This window comes from Dietzia papillomatosis NBRC 105045 (assembly GCF_001570845.1).
Lineage (GTDB): Bacteria > Actinomycetota > Actinomycetes > Mycobacteriales > Mycobacteriaceae > Dietzia > Dietzia cinnamea.
The window spans coordinates 14,111-28,517 of record NZ_BCSL01000004.1 but is presented as its reverse complement, the minus strand read 5'-3'; the positions used below and the strand labels follow the sequence as shown (position 1 = coordinate 28,517).

At 69.7% G+C, this 14,407-nt stretch carries 11 protein-coding genes; 8 read left to right on the top strand and 3 right to left on the bottom strand.

Annotation, left to right across the window (positions count from 1 at the left end; all coding sequences use genetic code 11):
- Nucleotides 1-1,062, bottom strand: a complete 1,062-nt coding sequence (trpD, locus tag DPA01S_RS02170; protein WP_061228907.1) for an anthranilate phosphoribosyltransferase — start codon at nt 1,060-1,062, stop codon at nt 1-3.
- A gap of 292 nt (nt 1,063-1,354) precedes the next feature.
- Here trpD and ctaE point away from each other — a divergent pair, with 292 nt between their 5' ends.
- The 5 genes from ctaE (at nt 1,355) to DPA01S_RS02145 (ending at nt 8,313) form a co-directional block, all read left to right on the top strand.
- Complete coding sequence (gene ctaE, locus DPA01S_RS02165; RefSeq protein ID WP_007632198.1) at nt 1,355-1,966, top strand: aa3-type cytochrome oxidase subunit III; 612 nt, start codon at nt 1,355-1,357, stop codon at nt 1,964-1,966.
- 56 nt (nt 1,967-2,022) lie between these two features.
- On the top strand, nt 2,023-2,907 hold the full coding sequence (gene qcrC / locus DPA01S_RS02160) for a cytochrome bc1 complex diheme cytochrome c subunit (RefSeq protein WP_061228906.1): 885 nt from the start codon (nt 2,023-2,025) through the stop codon (nt 2,905-2,907).
- The gene (qcrA, locus tag DPA01S_RS02155; RefSeq protein WP_061228938.1) at nt 2,904-4,094 is read left to right on the top strand and encodes a cytochrome bc1 complex Rieske iron-sulfur subunit; all 1,191 of its coding nucleotides are present in this window, start codon (nt 2,904-2,906) and stop codon (nt 4,092-4,094) included. Before qcrC ends, qcrA begins: the two co-directional genes overlap by 4 nt.
- Entirely contained in the window at nt 4,091-5,713 is a 1,623-nt protein-coding gene (gene qcrB, locus DPA01S_RS02150) for a cytochrome bc1 complex cytochrome b subunit (protein WP_061228905.1), read from the top strand. The genes qcrA and qcrB overlap by 4 nt, the downstream gene beginning before the upstream one ends.
- Before the next feature lie 95 nt (nt 5,714-5,808).
- The gene (locus DPA01S_RS02145; RefSeq protein ID WP_174521544.1) at nt 5,809-8,313 is read left to right on the top strand and encodes an AAA family ATPase; all 2,505 of its coding nucleotides are present in this window, start codon (nt 5,809-5,811) and stop codon (nt 8,311-8,313) included.
- A gap of 97 nt (nt 8,314-8,410) precedes the next feature.
- Here the strand turns inward: DPA01S_RS02145 and DPA01S_RS02140 are convergent, their stop codons facing one another.
- Nucleotides 8,411-9,979: an FAD-dependent oxidoreductase gene (locus DPA01S_RS02140; protein ID WP_061228904.1), complete on the bottom strand. Its 1,569-nt coding sequence runs from the start codon at nt 9,977-9,979 to the stop codon at nt 8,411-8,413.
- Between the two features lie 135 nt (nt 9,980-10,114).
- Between DPA01S_RS02140 and DPA01S_RS02135 the strand changes: the two genes are divergently transcribed.
- Together DPA01S_RS02135 and DPA01S_RS02130 are read left to right on the top strand one after the other, a co-directional pair.
- The gene (locus DPA01S_RS02135) at nt 10,115-10,639 is read left to right on the top strand and encodes a DUF3253 domain-containing protein (protein WP_061228936.1); all 525 of its coding nucleotides are present in this window, start codon (nt 10,115-10,117) and stop codon (nt 10,637-10,639) included.
- Nucleotides 10,640-10,787: 148 nt separating this feature from the next.
- Nucleotides 10,788-11,945: an acyl-CoA dehydrogenase family protein gene (locus tag DPA01S_RS02130; protein ID WP_061228903.1), complete on the top strand. Its 1,158-nt coding sequence runs from the start codon at nt 10,788-10,790 to the stop codon at nt 11,943-11,945.
- 84 nt (nt 11,946-12,029) lie between these two features.
- Here DPA01S_RS02130 and DPA01S_RS02125 read toward each other — a convergent pair whose 3' ends face one another.
- Complete coding sequence (locus tag DPA01S_RS02125) at nt 12,030-12,602, bottom strand: DUF6512 family protein (protein WP_198150705.1); 573 nt, start codon at nt 12,600-12,602, stop codon at nt 12,030-12,032.
- Between the two features lie 140 nt (nt 12,603-12,742).
- On the opposite strand from DPA01S_RS02125, the gene DPA01S_RS02120 reads away from it, so the two are divergent.
- A complete protein-coding gene (locus tag DPA01S_RS02120; protein ID WP_061913783.1) occupies nt 12,743-14,359 on the top strand; it encodes an HNH endonuclease signature motif containing protein in 1,617 nt (538 codons plus the stop codon).
- The last annotated feature ends 48 nt before the right edge of the window (nt 14,360-14,407 follow it).

Here is a 14,407-nt window from a genome sequence, read left to right as displayed (position 1 = left end):
TCACCGGTTCGCGCTGAAACCGACCCACTTCTCGAGCAGACGCGCCGCCTCGCCGTCGTCGATCGCCGTCGCCGCCCGGTCCACGGCCGCACGCATCGCGGTCACCAGGTCCGCATCTCTGTCGAGCCCGTCGAACGCCACCAGGGCCGCCGCGGAGTTGAGCAGGACCGCGTCACGCACCGGCCCGGTCTTCCCCGCCAGGAGATCCCGGGCGACCCCGGCGTTGTGCACCCCGTCGCCGCCACGGAGATCCTCGATCGAGCACGTGCTCATCCCGAAGTCGGCGGGCTCGATCCGGTCCTCGTCGACCTGACCGTCGGACACCCGCAGGACCCGGGTCGGACCCGTCATCGTGATCTCGTCCAGCCCGTCCGTACCGCGGACGACCAGAGCCGATCGGCCGCGCAGCGCGAACACCTCCGCCATCACCGAGAGGAGATTCTCGAAGGCGCAGCCGATGAGGTTCGCCGTCGGAGCGGCCGGGTTCGTCAACGGCCCCAGGATGTTGAAGACGGTCGGGATGCCGATCTCCCGCCGCGGCGTCGCGGCGAAGCGCAGAGCGGGGTGGAACACGGGGGCAAAGCAGAAGGCCACCCCCACCTCGTCGAGACAACGCCCCACGTCCTCGGGCCCCAGATCGATCGCCACGCCGAGCGCCTCGAGGACGTCCGCCCCTCCGCTCTTGGAGGACGCCGCCCGGTTGCCGTGCTTGACGACGGGCACACCGCACGCGCTGACCACCAATGACGACATCGTCGAGATGTTCACGGTGCCCTGCCGGTCGCCGCCGGTGCCGACGATGTCCACGCAGGCGCGGTCCGTGGGCACGCGGCGGGAGTAGTCGAGCATCGTCGAGGCGAGCGCCTCGAGCTCGGGTCCGGTGACACCCTTCATCTTCAGGGCCACTCCGAACGCGGCGATCTGCGCATCGGTCGCGACGCCCTCCATGATCCGCGACATCGCCCACCGCGCGTCCGCCGGATCGAGGTCCACCTCCGCCGTGAGGGTGCCGAGTACTCCGGGCCAGGACCGGCCCCCGTCGATCGCCGCCGAACTGCCCACGTGTCCCGACCTCCTCTGGTCTCATAGAAAGGAACCGGCACTCGAAGGGGCCGGCCACACGGGATCAATCGTGCCACCCCGGTAGCGTCGCCGCCCGCGCCGTCCCCTGCCACGGCGGCCGCGACCGCCCGGGGAGACCAGCCTGAGAGCCCCCTGATAGCCCCTGCAAGGGGGGCGATTTCCGACCCCTGACCGTGACGTATCTGAGGCGACCTGCGGAAACGCTGAGCGGACACGCCGATTTCGGGGGTCCATGCAGACTCGCCCCACCTCAGGGGTCATACTTGGCCACGTGACGAGCGCAGTAGATAACTCAGGATCGGCCATGGCCCAGCGTGTTCATTCGCTGAATCGGCCGAACATGGTCAGTGTGGGCACCATCATCTGGCTGTCCCAGGAGCTGATGTTCTTCGCGGGCCTGTTCGCGATGTACTTCGTCTCCAAGGCGAACTCGGGAGGTGACTGGCCCTCCTACCCGACGCATCTGAACGTGCCGTTCGCCCTGACGATCACGGTGATCCTCGTGGCATCGTCGTTCACCTGCCAGCTGGGCGTGTTCGCCGCGGAGCAGGGCGATGTCTTCGGACTGCGGCGGTGGTACGTCATCTCCGCAGTCATGGGCACCGTCTTCCTCATCGGCCAGGCGTACGAGTACGTGATGCTGTACCTCGAGGGGACCACCATCTCCTCCAGCGTCTACGGGTCCGTCTTCTTCATCACCACCGGCTTCCACGGGCTCCACGTCGCCGCGGGCGTCATCGCCTTCGTCGTTCTCGTGATGCGTACGACGATGTCGCGGTTCACCCCGGCGCAGGCCACCGCCGCCATCGTGGTGTCCTACTACTGGCACTTCGTCGACGTGGTCTGGATCGGCCTCTTCGTCACCATCTACTTCATTCAGTAGTCAGCTGGCCGCAGGACGCTGTGTCCAGCAGGTCCCAACACCAAAGGGAACTCACAATGAACTCACCTCACCCAGCCGCTGCGGATACGCCGTCGCCGGACCCGGCGACGACCCCGACGCGGTCGGTCTCCACCAAGCGGCGCCGTAAGGCGACCGGCGCGCTCGTCATCGCTGCCGGCCTCCTCGGAGCGGGAGCCATCGCCACCGCCGTCGTCCCGGAGCCGCAGGTGGCGACGGCCCAGCAGGACCAGGCCGCACTCATCGCCGAGGGCAAGTCGATCTACGACGTCGCCTGCATCACCTGCCACGGGCAGAATCTGCAGGGTGTCGAGGACCGCGGCCCCTCGCTCGTAGGCGTCGGCGCGGGTTCGGTCTACTTCCAGGTGCACTCCGGTCGCATGCCGGCCGCGGACAACGAGGCGCAGGCCGAGCGGAAGAAGCCCCGCTACAGCGAGCAGCAGATCATGGCTCTCGCGGCGTACGTCCACCTCTTCGGCGGCGGTCCCGAGATCGTCACCGATCCCGACGGCACGATCGCGCAGGAGTCGCTGCGGGGCGCTTCCGGGCAGAGCACCGCCGAGGAGATCGCCCGCGGTTCCGAGCTGTTCCGGCTCAACTGCGCGTCCTGTCACAACTTCACCGGCCGCGGCGGAGCACTCTCCGGCGGTAAGTACGCGCCGGTTCTGGACCCTGCCAACGAGCAGGAGATCTACCAGGCCATGCTCACCGGCCCGCAGAACATGCCCAAGTTCTCGGACCGGCAGCTCACGCCTGACGAGAAGAAGGACATCATCGCCTACATCAAGGCCACGGATAACAAGGTCTCGCCCGGTGGCTACGGCCTCGGCGGTCTCGGCCCGGTGACCGAGGGCGTGGCTATCTGGCTTGTCGGCATCGTCGCCCTCATCGGTGCGACCCTGTGGATCGGATCCCGTTCATGAGTGAGACCCCGAAGAACCCGTCACCGGCGGACCTGGACCGCATGAGCGAGGCCGAGCTCGTCGAGCTGGGCACCCGGCTCGACGGAGTCGAGATCCGGCACCGCGAGAGCCGCTGGCCCGAGGGCGTGACCACCCGCGCCGAGAAGCGCGCCGCGCGCACCGTCACCACCTGGTTCGCGCTGTCGGCACTGTTCGCCCTCGCCTTCGCCGTCGTCTACATCTTCTGGCCGTGGGAGTACCGCGGTGAGGGTGAGGACGGCTACTGGCTGTACATGGCGTACACGCCGCTGCTCGGCGGCACGATCGGCCTGTCGATCCTGTTCCTGGGCTTCGGCGCCGTGCAGTTCACCAAGAAGTTCGTCCCCGAGGAGATCTCGGTCCAGACGCGCCACGACGGCCCGTCCGACGAGGTCGACCGCCGCACGATCGTCGCCGAGCTCAACGACTCGTGGAAGACCTCCACCCTCGGCCGCCGCAAGGTCATGGGCGGCTTCCTCGGCGCGAGCGTCGGTCTCATCGGCCTGTCCGCGATCCTGCCCCTCGGCGGCATGATCAAGAACCCGTGGAAGCGCGGAGAGATGACCCTCTCCGGTGACGGCACCCTCCACACCACCGGCTGGACCCTCGCCTCCGAGAACCGCCCCGACGGCCTGCCGCCGGAGAAGGTGTACCTCGGCCGCGACACCGGCAAGGTCTACCCCGACGGGCATCCCCCCGCCGGTGAGGGCCGCCTCGAGCGCATCCGCGTCGACGACCTCGCCGCCGGTGGCCTCGAGTCCGTCTTCCCGCTGCCCGCGAGCGCCCTGGGCAACTTCGAGGAGCACATGCACTCGATCCACGGTTCGCGTAACTCGGTCATGCTGATCCGTTTCCGCCCCGAGGACGCGGCCCGCGTCGTCAAGCGCAAGGGCCAGGAGAACTTCAACTACGGCGACCTGTACGCCTACTCGAAGATCTGCACCCACCTCGGCTGCCCCACCTCGCTGTACGAGCAGCAGACCCATCGATTCCTCTGCCCGTGCCATCAGTCGCAGTTCGACGCGCTCGAGTACGCGAAGCCGGTCTTCGGCCCCGCCGCCCGCGCGCTTCCGCAGCTGCCCATCGCCGTGGACAGCGAGGGTTACCTCGTCGCCAACGGTGACTTCGTCGAGCCGGTCGGACCCGCCTTCTGGGAGCGTCGTTCATGAGCACTAACACAAGACTCGCGTCCCTGGGCGACGGCCTCGACGCGCGGTACACCATGGCCAAGGGTCTGCGCCGGCAGATCAACAAGGTCTTCCCGACCCACTGGTCCTTCCTGCTGGGCGAGATCGCCCTGTACAGCTTCATCATCCTGCTGATCTCGGGTGTCTACCTCACCCTGTTCTTCGACCCCTCCATGTCGAAGGTGATCTACCAGGGTGCGTACGCTCCGCTCAACGGCATCGAGATGTCTCGTGCCTACGAGACCGCGCTGGACATCTCGTTCGAGGTCCGTGGCGGACTCTTCGTGCGACAGATCCACCACTGGGCGGCCCTGCTGTTCGTGGCCTCGATGGTCGTCCACATGATCCGCATCTTCTTCACCGGCGCGTTCCGCCGCCCGCGTGAGGCCAACTGGACCATCGGTTGCGTGCTGCTGCTCCTGGGCATCGTCGAGGGCTTCCTCGGCTACGGTCTGCCGGACGACGTGCTCTCGGGCACCGGCCTCCGCATCACCTCCGCGATCATCGTGGGTCTGCCCGTGATCGGAACCTGGATGCACTGGATGATCTTCGGCGGGGACTTCCCCGGCGAGATCATGATCCCCCGCTTCTACGTCCTGCACGTGCTGATCATCCCGGCCATCATCCTCGCGCTGATCGCCGCTCACCTCGCGCTGGTGTGGTACCAGAAGCACACGCAGTTCCCCGGGCCCGGCCGCACGGAGAAGAACGTCGTCGGCGTCCGGATCCTCCCGGTCTTCGCCGTCAAGTCGATCGCGTTCGGTGCCATCACCGTCGGCATGCTCATGCTCTTCTCGGGCTTGTTCACGATCAACGCGATATGGAATCTCGGGCCATACAACCCGTCGCACATCTCCGCCGGTTCGCAACCCGACTGGTACATGCTGTGGACCGAGGGCGGCGCCCGTGTGATGCCGGCCTGGGAGCTCTACCTCGGCCCGTACACGATCCCGGCGACCACGTGGGTGGCCGTCATGCTCGGCGCCATGGTCGTGCTGATGTTCCTGTACCCGCAGATCGAGGCCAAGATCACGGGCGACAAGGCGCACCACAACCTGCTCCAGCGCCCGCGTGACGTGCCGGTTCGTACCGCCTCCGGCATGATGGCGATCACCTTCTACGTGATCCTGGTCCTGATGGGTTCCAATGACCTCATCGCGTACCACTTCGCCATCTCGCTCAACGCGACGACGTGGGCCGGACGTATCGGGCTCATCCTGCTCCCGCCGCTGGTGTACTTCTTCACCTACCGTCTGTGCCTGGGCCTCCAGCGCTCGGACCGCGAGGTGCTGGAACACGGCATCGAGACCGGCATCATCATGCGGATGCCGCAGGGCGAGTTCATCGAGGTCCACCAGCCCCTCGGCGAGATCGACGAGCACGGCCACGCCGTCCCGCTCGAGTACGCCGGCGCCAAGGTGCCCACCAAGATGAACCAGCTCGGCGTCGCGGGTCGGCCCCCGCGCGGTGCGCTCACCCCCGACCCCGTCGAGGAGGCGCGTCTGCTCGACGAGGCCGAGCACGACAAGCACCACCGTGAGCACTCGATGCTCACGACGCTGCAGGAGGAGAACCGTACTCGTCGCGACGACGAGCACTGATCCCCGACTGCACCCGACCGCGGGCCGGATCTCCTTCTCCGAGGAGGTCCGGCCCGCGGTCGTCGTCCACCACACCCTCGACCCGCGGGACAGGAATGATCGAGCAGTCACACTCGTCCGGAGCGGACGGTGCGATCGTGCTCACCGATGAGTTCGACCACGCCCTCGAACTCCTCCACGGGGGGCACGACCTCTTCCTCACGGGCAAGGCGGGCACCGGTAAGTCGACCCTCATCCGTCGCTTCCTGTCGGAGACGCGCCGCCCCACCCTGGTCGCCGCCCCGACCGGCATCGCCGCACTCAACGTGGGCGGCTACACGATCCACCGACTGTTCGGCTTCCACCCCGGGTCCACCGTCGACCACGTCCGCGGTTCCTCGTACCGCCCGGGGCGCTTCGCCGGGGCCCTCGCCGGCGTCCGCACACTGATCGTGGACGAGGCGTCGATGATCCGCGCCGACCTGTTCGACATGATGGCGATCGCCCTCGAGCGATTCGGTCCGGACCCCACGAGGCCGTTCGGCGGCGTCCAGCTCGTCCTGGTGGGCGATCTCTTCCAACTCCCACCGGTCGTCACCGACGCCGAGCGACCCGACTTCGACGCGGCGTACACGACCCCCTACTTCTTCTCCGCCGAGCGCTTCGACCGCGGCCGCTTCCCCACCGTCGATCTCACCCGCGTCTTCCGACAGTCCGGCGACCCGGAACTGACCGCCATCCTCAACTCGATCCGCGAGGGCACGCTCGTCGGCACCGCGCTGGAGCGGCTCAACTCACGGACCGACCCGGCCTTCACGCCTCCGGACGACGCGCCGTGGCTGACACTGACGACCACCAACCGGATGGCCGCCGCCCACAATCGCCGACGTCTCGACCGTCTTCTCGGGGCGGAGCTGACGACGGAGGCGGCCGTCACCGGCGACCTCACCGGGTTCGAGCCCCCGAACGAGGCGAAGCTCGTGTACAAGGTCGGTGCCCAGGTCATGATGCTCACCAACGACCCGGCGGACCGCTGGGTCAACGGCTCTATCGGAAGTGTGCTCGACGCGTCGCCGGGGAGACGGGAGGGGCGGGGCGAGGACGGACCCGTCGTCGTCGTCGGATTCTCCGATGGGGAGGTGGCCGAGGTCGTCCCACACACCTGGGACGTCACCCGACCCGACGGCTCCAACGGCGCGGTCCGCCACGAGGTCATCGGCTCCTTCAGGCAGCTGCCGTTCACCCTCGCCTGGGCCATCACCATCCACAAGAGCCAGGGTCAGACGCTGGACAGGCTCATCGTGGATCTCGGCGGCGGCACCTTCGCGCCCGGCCAGTTGTACGTCGCGTTGAGCCGGTCGCGGTCCCTGGACGGTCTCGTCCTCACCCGGCCGGTCAGGCCGGGGGACCTCAGAACCGACCGCCGGATCCTCCGGTTCCTCCGCGACCCCGAGGGAGATGTCCACGGCCACCGCTATTGTGCTGTCGCGGCGCTCACCGTCGGGGGCGACAGCGCCCGTTCCCGTCCGCGGCCGGTGGAGCTCGCGGTGGTGTTCCCGGACGGTAGCGCGGTGACCACGCTGGTCAATCCGCAGCGCGATCTGGGCCAGGCGCGGGCGGACTACGGGATCTCCGCCTCCGACGTGCTGCTCGCGCCGACCTTGCCCGAGGCGTGGGCGTTGATCGCACCGCTCGTGGACGGCTACACGCCGATAGGCGTGAACCTGGACGCCACGTTGGAGTGTCTCGACTCGGAGCTCGAGCGTCTGGGCAGCCCGGTGGCGATGCCGCTCGGGGTGGATATCCCCTCCGGCGCGCTCATCCCCGGCGAGCGTGCGCGTCATCGGGCCGGCTCGGCGATCCGCCGTGCGCGGGTCGCTCTCGAAGTCCGGGACCGGCTGTGGCTCGACGAGGCCGGCGCCGGGGTGTTCGATGTGGTCGGCGCCGGGTCGCAGCGGGTCGACCCGCACGGCGACGAGGCCGGCCCGGGCGCGGTGGGTCCGGCGGAGCCGGCGCGGGGCGGGTACCTTCTCACCCGCGACGGCGACGTCCACCCACCTTCCCCGGCGTCACTCCCCCAGTTGTCGGCGATGCTGCGCATCAGCGCGGAGGTGTCGGCGGCACTACTCGACCCACCGCACCGCGGTGGCCACCCGGGTGCTGGCGACGACGACGAGGTGGTCAACACCGGCGACCGCGACCTCGTGGTCGGGGCGCGCGGGCTCGTGGCCGACCAGATCCGTCGCGCCGCGCAGCGGGTGCCGATGACCGCTGCACTGCTCGACAGGCTTCGGCTGGCCTCCGAGGTGGTGGGCTCGGATCTCACGCGCGGGCTGGAGGCCGCGCCGGCGGTCGACGTGGCCGAGGTGCTGCGCCCCGGGGCGCGCGTGTGCTTCAGCGGCAGTGCCCTCGACCGGGACGGTACGGTGGTGGCTCGGAACGAGATGGAGGGCATGGCTCGCCGACGCGGCCTCGAACTGGTGTCCGCGGTGACCAAGTCCCGCTGCGACGCGCTGGTGATCGCCGAACCGGGCAGCCAGTCGACCAAGTCACGGGCCGCCCAGCGGTGGGGTACGCCGGTCATCCCGGTCGCTGACTTCCTCCGCTGGGCCGGCCGCTGACGCTGGCCGGACCCGGCTCGGCGGCCGCGGAGAGCAGCCCCGCGGGGGCCGGCCGGCCCCCGCGGCCCGCCCGCGCGACTCGCCCCCGCGTCCCGATTCAGGGCGCGATCTGCAGCGGCTCCCCGGCCATGTCGGCCACGGCGCGGAACGCCATCGTCATCCCGGAGCCGAGCGGGACGCCCGGCCCGGGGTAGGCCTCCCCGGACACCGACGCGGACGAGTTGCCGGCGGCGTAGAGACCCGGGATGGGACGTCCGTCCGCGTCGAGCGCGGCGCCGTTCGCGTCGATCACCGCACCGCCCTTGGTGCCGAGGTCACCGAGGACCAGGCGGACGGCGTGGAGTCGGTCCCCGCCCACGGGACGCAGGCACTGCTCGGCCGTGGAGGCACCCAGGAAAAAGCGACCGTACGGGTCCTCCCCGCGGGCGAAGTCGGCGTCGCGGCCCCGCTCGGCGAAGCCGTTGAACCGGTCCACGCTCTCGCGCAACGCGGCGGGATCGAGTCCGGTGGCCTCGGCCAGTTCCTCGACGGATCCCGCGGTGTGCCACAGGCCGGCACCGCGCAACGCGTCGGGCTCGGGTGCGGGGATACAGATGGCCGGGTAGCCGCCGGCCTCGGCGTCGTCGAACACCAGCCAGAAGTCGTCACCGGCCCCGTCGGCCATGCGGGCGTGCATCTTGCGCCCCATCTGGTCGTACGGCAGCAGTTCGTTGGCGAATCGCCGGCCGGTGCCGTCGACGATGATCCCGGAGCGGAAGCCCAGGGTGAAAGCGGCGTGCCCGTTGGGGAACAGCGTGGCGGGGCACCACCAGGACTGGTCGAGCAGGTCCAGCTCCGCGCCGACCTGCTCGAACATGCGGACGGCGTCTCCCGAGCCCGTGGCGGGGTGCGACGAGGACCAGTCGGCGGTGGGCATGTCCTGCCAGCGGCGGCGGAGGTCCGCCGACCGTTCGAAACCGCCGGCGGCGACCAGTACCCCACGGCGTGCGCCCAGCACCTGCCGGCCGGAGGCACCGTTCACGACCACCCCGACGACACGTCCGTCGTCGTCACGGACCAGTTCCTCGGCGGCGGTGTTCAGTCGGGTCTCCGCGGTGCCCATCGCGTCGAGTGCGAGTACGAGTCGCGCCACCCAGGCCCTGCCGCCCTCGAGCTTCGTGGTGTCCTCGTCCGCGCCGAACTGGTCAGCCGGAACCGGCGGACGGATGTCGGTCGCCCGGTCGCCGACCTCCTCGCCCTTGATGGGCTTGGGGTAGATGCTCCGGCCGAGTTCCTGGCGCCCCGGGGCGTCGAAGTAGTCGGGGAAGGCCTGGAAGCGGGTCGGGATGCCCAGCTCGTCCTGCAGGAACTCGACGACCTGCGGCCCGGTGTTGAGGAACGCGTCCTGGACGTCGGCGGCGGTGCGGTCCCCCACCACGGCGCGGAAGTAGGTGCGCCCCCGCTCGACGGAGTCCTCGACCCCGTCCCGGGCGAGGACGGAGTTTCCAGGGAGCCACACGGCGCCGCCGGAGTACGCGGAGGTCCCCCCGAAGCGGTCGGTCTTCTCGATCAGGCAGGTCGACAGACCCCGGGCGGCGGCGGTCGCGGCACCGAAGAGGGCTGCCACCCCCGACCCCACGACCACCACGTCGAATTCCGCGTCGAATGTGTTGTCCTGCGCCGTCACGGCAGCCCCTCATCATCATCCAGCTCTGGTGGAACACGTTCCAGTTCCTGCCGTGACCCTAACACCGGCGCGGTGTGCGACACCCTCGATCGCCGATCGGTGGGGAAGGAGGGGGAGGCGGTGCAGGATCTGGGTGTGACCGATCGAGACGACAGCACCGGCGCCGGCGTGGAGCACACCGAGGACGGTCGACACATCGTGGTCGGGGGCCGGCGGTGGCGCGCGACGGATCCGTCCATCCCCGATAAGCTCCGCTCGGAGCTCGTCCGGGCACTGATGACCGGTCGCCGGCTGGTCAAGACCGAAGGCGATGCCGCCCGGGTGATGGTGCACGACGCCAAGGTCGCGCTCGGTGAGCGCGGCGACCCGTGGTGGGCACCCACCCGGGAGGGGACACGCGATCGACTGGCCGCGACGATCAGGACGCTCCTGCGCTCGCGCGGCCAGGGGTCGATCTGCCCGTCGGATGCGGCCCGGGTGGCGGGTGGGGATCATTGGCGCGACCTCATGCCCGTCGCCCGGGAGGTCGCGTTCGACCTCCGCGAGGAGGGCGTGGTGGCGGTGACCCAGCGTGGCGAGCGGGTCACCGGACGTGAGGTGACCGGGCCGATCAGGCTGATCGCCGACGACGGCCTGGAATTCACTCCGCCGACGGGGTGACGTCGCGGCGTCGGATGGGCCGGCGGACGGGTCAGAGAGTTCGAATTCTTGTAGGCTACTCACCAGTAGGAGTACACCAACCCGACGCTCCGCTCCCCTCCACGGTGGCCTGCCACCGGAGCAGAACGTCCAACGGAAAGGCACGCCCTTGCGCCGCACTGTGTTCAACGAAGACCACGAGGCCTTCCGCCAGACCCTCCGTGACTTCATCGAGTCCGAGGTGACCCCCCACTTCCAGGAGTGGTTCGAGGCCGGCATCGTCCCGCGTGAGTTCTACTACAAGCTCGCCGACCTCGGCCTGTTCGGCATCAACGTCGACGAGGAGTACGGCGGCGCGGGGATCAATTCCCACAAGTTCGAGGCCATCCAGTCCGAGGAGACCGCCCGCGCCGGCGTGGACTTCGGCGGCTCGGGTGTCCACGTACTGCTCGGGCTCCCCTACATCAAGGCCCTGGCGACCGAGGAGCAGAAGCAGCGCTACCTGCCCAAGTTCGTCTCGGGCGAGGAGATGTGGGCGCTGGCCATGACCGAGCCCGGCACCGGGTCGGACCTGGCCGGCATGAAGAGCACCGCCAAGCTCTCGGAGGACGGCACCCACTACGTTCTCAACGGTGCCAAGACGTTCATCACCGGCGGCGTCCACGCCGACCGCGTGATCGTGGCCTGCCGTACCGCTCCCCCGCGTGAGGACGACCGCCGCTTCGGCATCTCGCTGCTCGCCGTCGACACCAAGCTCGAGGGCTACGCGGTGGGCCGCAAGCTCGACAAGGTCGGACTCAAGACCTCCGACACAGCCGAGCTGTCCTTCACCGACGTCAAGGTCCCGGTCGAGGACCTGCTCGGCGAAGAGAACCGCGGCTTCTACTACCTCGGGCAGAACCTGCCGTCCGAGCGCTGGGGCATCGCCTACGGTGCGTACGCCCAGGCCGCGGCCGCCGTGCGGTTCGCCAAGGAGTACACGCAGCAGCGCACGGTCTTCGGCAAGGAGGTGGCCTCGTTCCAGAACACCAAGTTCGAGCTGGCCGCGTGCCAGGCCAAGGTCGACGCCGCGCAGGCCGTCGCGGACCGCGCCCTCGAGGCGCTGGACGAGGGCGAGCTCACCGCCGCCGAGGCGGCCTCGGCCAAGCTGTTCTGCACCGAGGTCGCCGCCGAGGTCATCGACCGTTGCCTCCAGCTGCACGGCGGCTACGGCTTCATGAACGAGTATCCGATCGCCCGCCTGTACTCGGACAACCGCGTCAACCGCATCTACGGTGGCACCAACGAGGTCATGAAGTCCATCATCGCCAAGGACATGGGCCTGTAGGTCCCACGACCCCCCTGGCTCCGTCGGGCCCCGTCCGCCCCCCGCGGACGGGGCCCGAGTCGTCCGACGGACTCCCTCTGCCCGTCAGTCCCCGGGTGCGGCCTCGTAGTCGGCGTACCCCTCGACCCCGTATCTGTATGTGATGGGATCGATAAAGACGTCGGGTTCGGCGGGGGGCCTCAGGGTGAACACCACGTAGGCGGCGACGATGCCCACCAGGTAGAAAACCGAGAGGACGACGACGAGGACGTCCGCCTCCAGTCCGCTGAGCAGGCACACGAAGATCACCTGGGCGAGCGCAATGCACAGGCCGAACACGGCGATGTCCACCCACAGCACATTGCGACCTGCGACGGCCTTGTAGACGAAGACCACCCCGATCATCGTCACCGGGATCGAATAGAGGGCGACAGTGGCCGCGGGCACGAAAGACGGCTGCGAGGCGCCGCCGAGCACGAAGAGGGCCGCGTACAACACCATGGTCGGCCAGGCGGCGATCTTGATGTGCTCCCAGTAACTCTCGTTGACCGCGGCGAACACGGCCACGACCCGGTTGTGCCCGCTCCAGTCGTAGACGAAGTGGAGCACCGAGCCGACGACGATGAGCGGGATGATCGCCCACCAACTCACCGAGACGACGGCACCCGTGTCCAACACGGTCTCACCCTCCCACCGACCAGCGCCGGTCGCCGGTCTTCCCAGTTGAGAGCCTCATGTCGGACCCCCTTGCTAGTGTTCCCTCAATCGAACACACGAGCGATACGGGGTGCGGCACTCGCCCGCCCGAGGGGGTGCACATGCGGGAGACGACTACCGGGGATGATGCCGGAGCGGTGGCCGGCAGTCCCGCCGTCACCGCCGCCAGCTCCGCAGCCCTGGCGGCACTGCACGCCGAGAATCGCGCGGCCGCTGCCCGACTGCGCGCCTGCCACGACCTGTGGGCCACCTGCCGCGAGGAACAGGAACTGCGCGACATCGCCGCCGGCTACGGCCCCGGCCTGGACCAACGCCCCGAACACGCCGTCATCGACCCGCTGACCATCGCCACAAGTGAGATCGTCGCCGCCTACGGCGTGCACCACAACCGCGCCCGCAGCCTGCTCACCCTGGCCATCACCCTGGTCACCAAGTTCCCCGGTCTCGTCGAGGCCATGGACACCGGCCACCTCGACGAAGCCACCGCCACCCTGCTCGCACGCCACATGCGCACCGTGGACTCACTGCACCGCGACGCCGTTCACCGCGAGGTCATCGACTGGCTCCTGGCCGCCCTCGCCGCCGGCAGGCGCCCCGGACGCGACGCGATCCTGTCCCGCACCGACCGCATCATCGGCGCCCACGACCCCCACGGCGTACGCCTGCGCCGCACCGCCGCGGTCCGCGAACGCCGCGTCACCCTGCGCCGCGGCCCAGACGGCATGGCCGACCTCACCGCCCACCTCACCGCCACCGAAGCCTTCGCCATCCACACCCTGCTGCAGACCAGGGCCACCGACCAACGCCACCGCGACACCCGCACCCGCGTCGAGACCACCCGCCGCCACGGCGCCCACACCCTCGACACCGACACCATCCGCAGCATGGACGAACTACGCGCCGACGCCCTCGTCGCCGCCCTCCTCGGCCACCCCGACACCGACACCGACATAGACGCACGCAGGGGCGCGGGTACGAGCGCGGGCGCAGGCACTGCCGCGGGCGCCGGTCACCGCCCGCCGGCCACCCAGATCCGCCCCACCATCACCGTGCTCGCACCCCCCGGCCCCGACGGCGAACCCGAGGTCTACCTCCCCCGAGGCGGCCCGGCCACCATCGACGCCCTCATCGAACTACTCACCCGCAGCACCGGCGCGACCATCACCGTGCCCGACACCGCGCCCGGCGCCACAGACAACCCCCACCACGCCCACCGCTACCGCATCAGCGACCGACTGGCCCACCGCATCCGCCTACGCGACGGCACCTGCCGCCACCCCGGCTGCTCCGTCCCCGCCCAGGACTGCGACATCGATCACATCCGCCCCTTCAACCACACCGACCCCGACAGCGGCGGCCTGACCATCGAAGCCAACCTCGCCAGCATGTGCCGCCAACACCACCGGTTCAAAACCTTCCACGGCTGGCACTACCACCTCGCCCCCGACGGCACCCTGACCGTGACCACCGACACCGGCCACACCCTGACCACCCACCCCACAGGCCCCCTGGCCCGCTGGCGCCAACGCGACCTCGACCCGGACCCAAACCCCACGGACGACGCCCCACCCCGCCGGCCCTGGCTCGACCCCCGACCACAAGCCACCCACTGGCTCCGACGCGCCCGACGCCTGGCCGCCGAACGCGCCGCCAACACCACCACACCCCCACCCACAACCGGCCACCCCACCACCGACACCGACCCACCGCCCTTCTAGACGGCGCCGGCCGTCAGCGCGCGACGAAAAGCGCCGGGGCCCGACGTC

Bases quoted from the DNA above. Each gene is read 5' to 3' on its own strand.
- qcrC (WP_061228906.1), top strand. From the start codon at position 2,023: ATGAACTCACCTCACCCAGCCGCTGCGGATACGCCGTCGCCGGACCCG.
- qcrB (WP_061228905.1), top strand. From the start codon at position 4,091: ATGAGCACTAACACAAGACTCGCGTCCCTGGGCGACGGCCTCGACGCG.
- qcrA (WP_061228938.1), top strand. From the start codon at position 2,904: ATGAGTGAGACCCCGAAGAACCCGTCACCGGCGGACCTGGACCGCATG.
- DPA01S_RS02120 (WP_061913783.1), top strand. From the start codon at position 12,743: ATGCGGGAGACGACTACCGGGGATGATGCCGGAGCGGTGGCCGGCAGT.
- DPA01S_RS02145 (WP_174521544.1), top strand. From the start codon at position 5,809: ATGATCGAGCAGTCACACTCGTCCGGAGCGGACGGTGCGATCGTGCTC.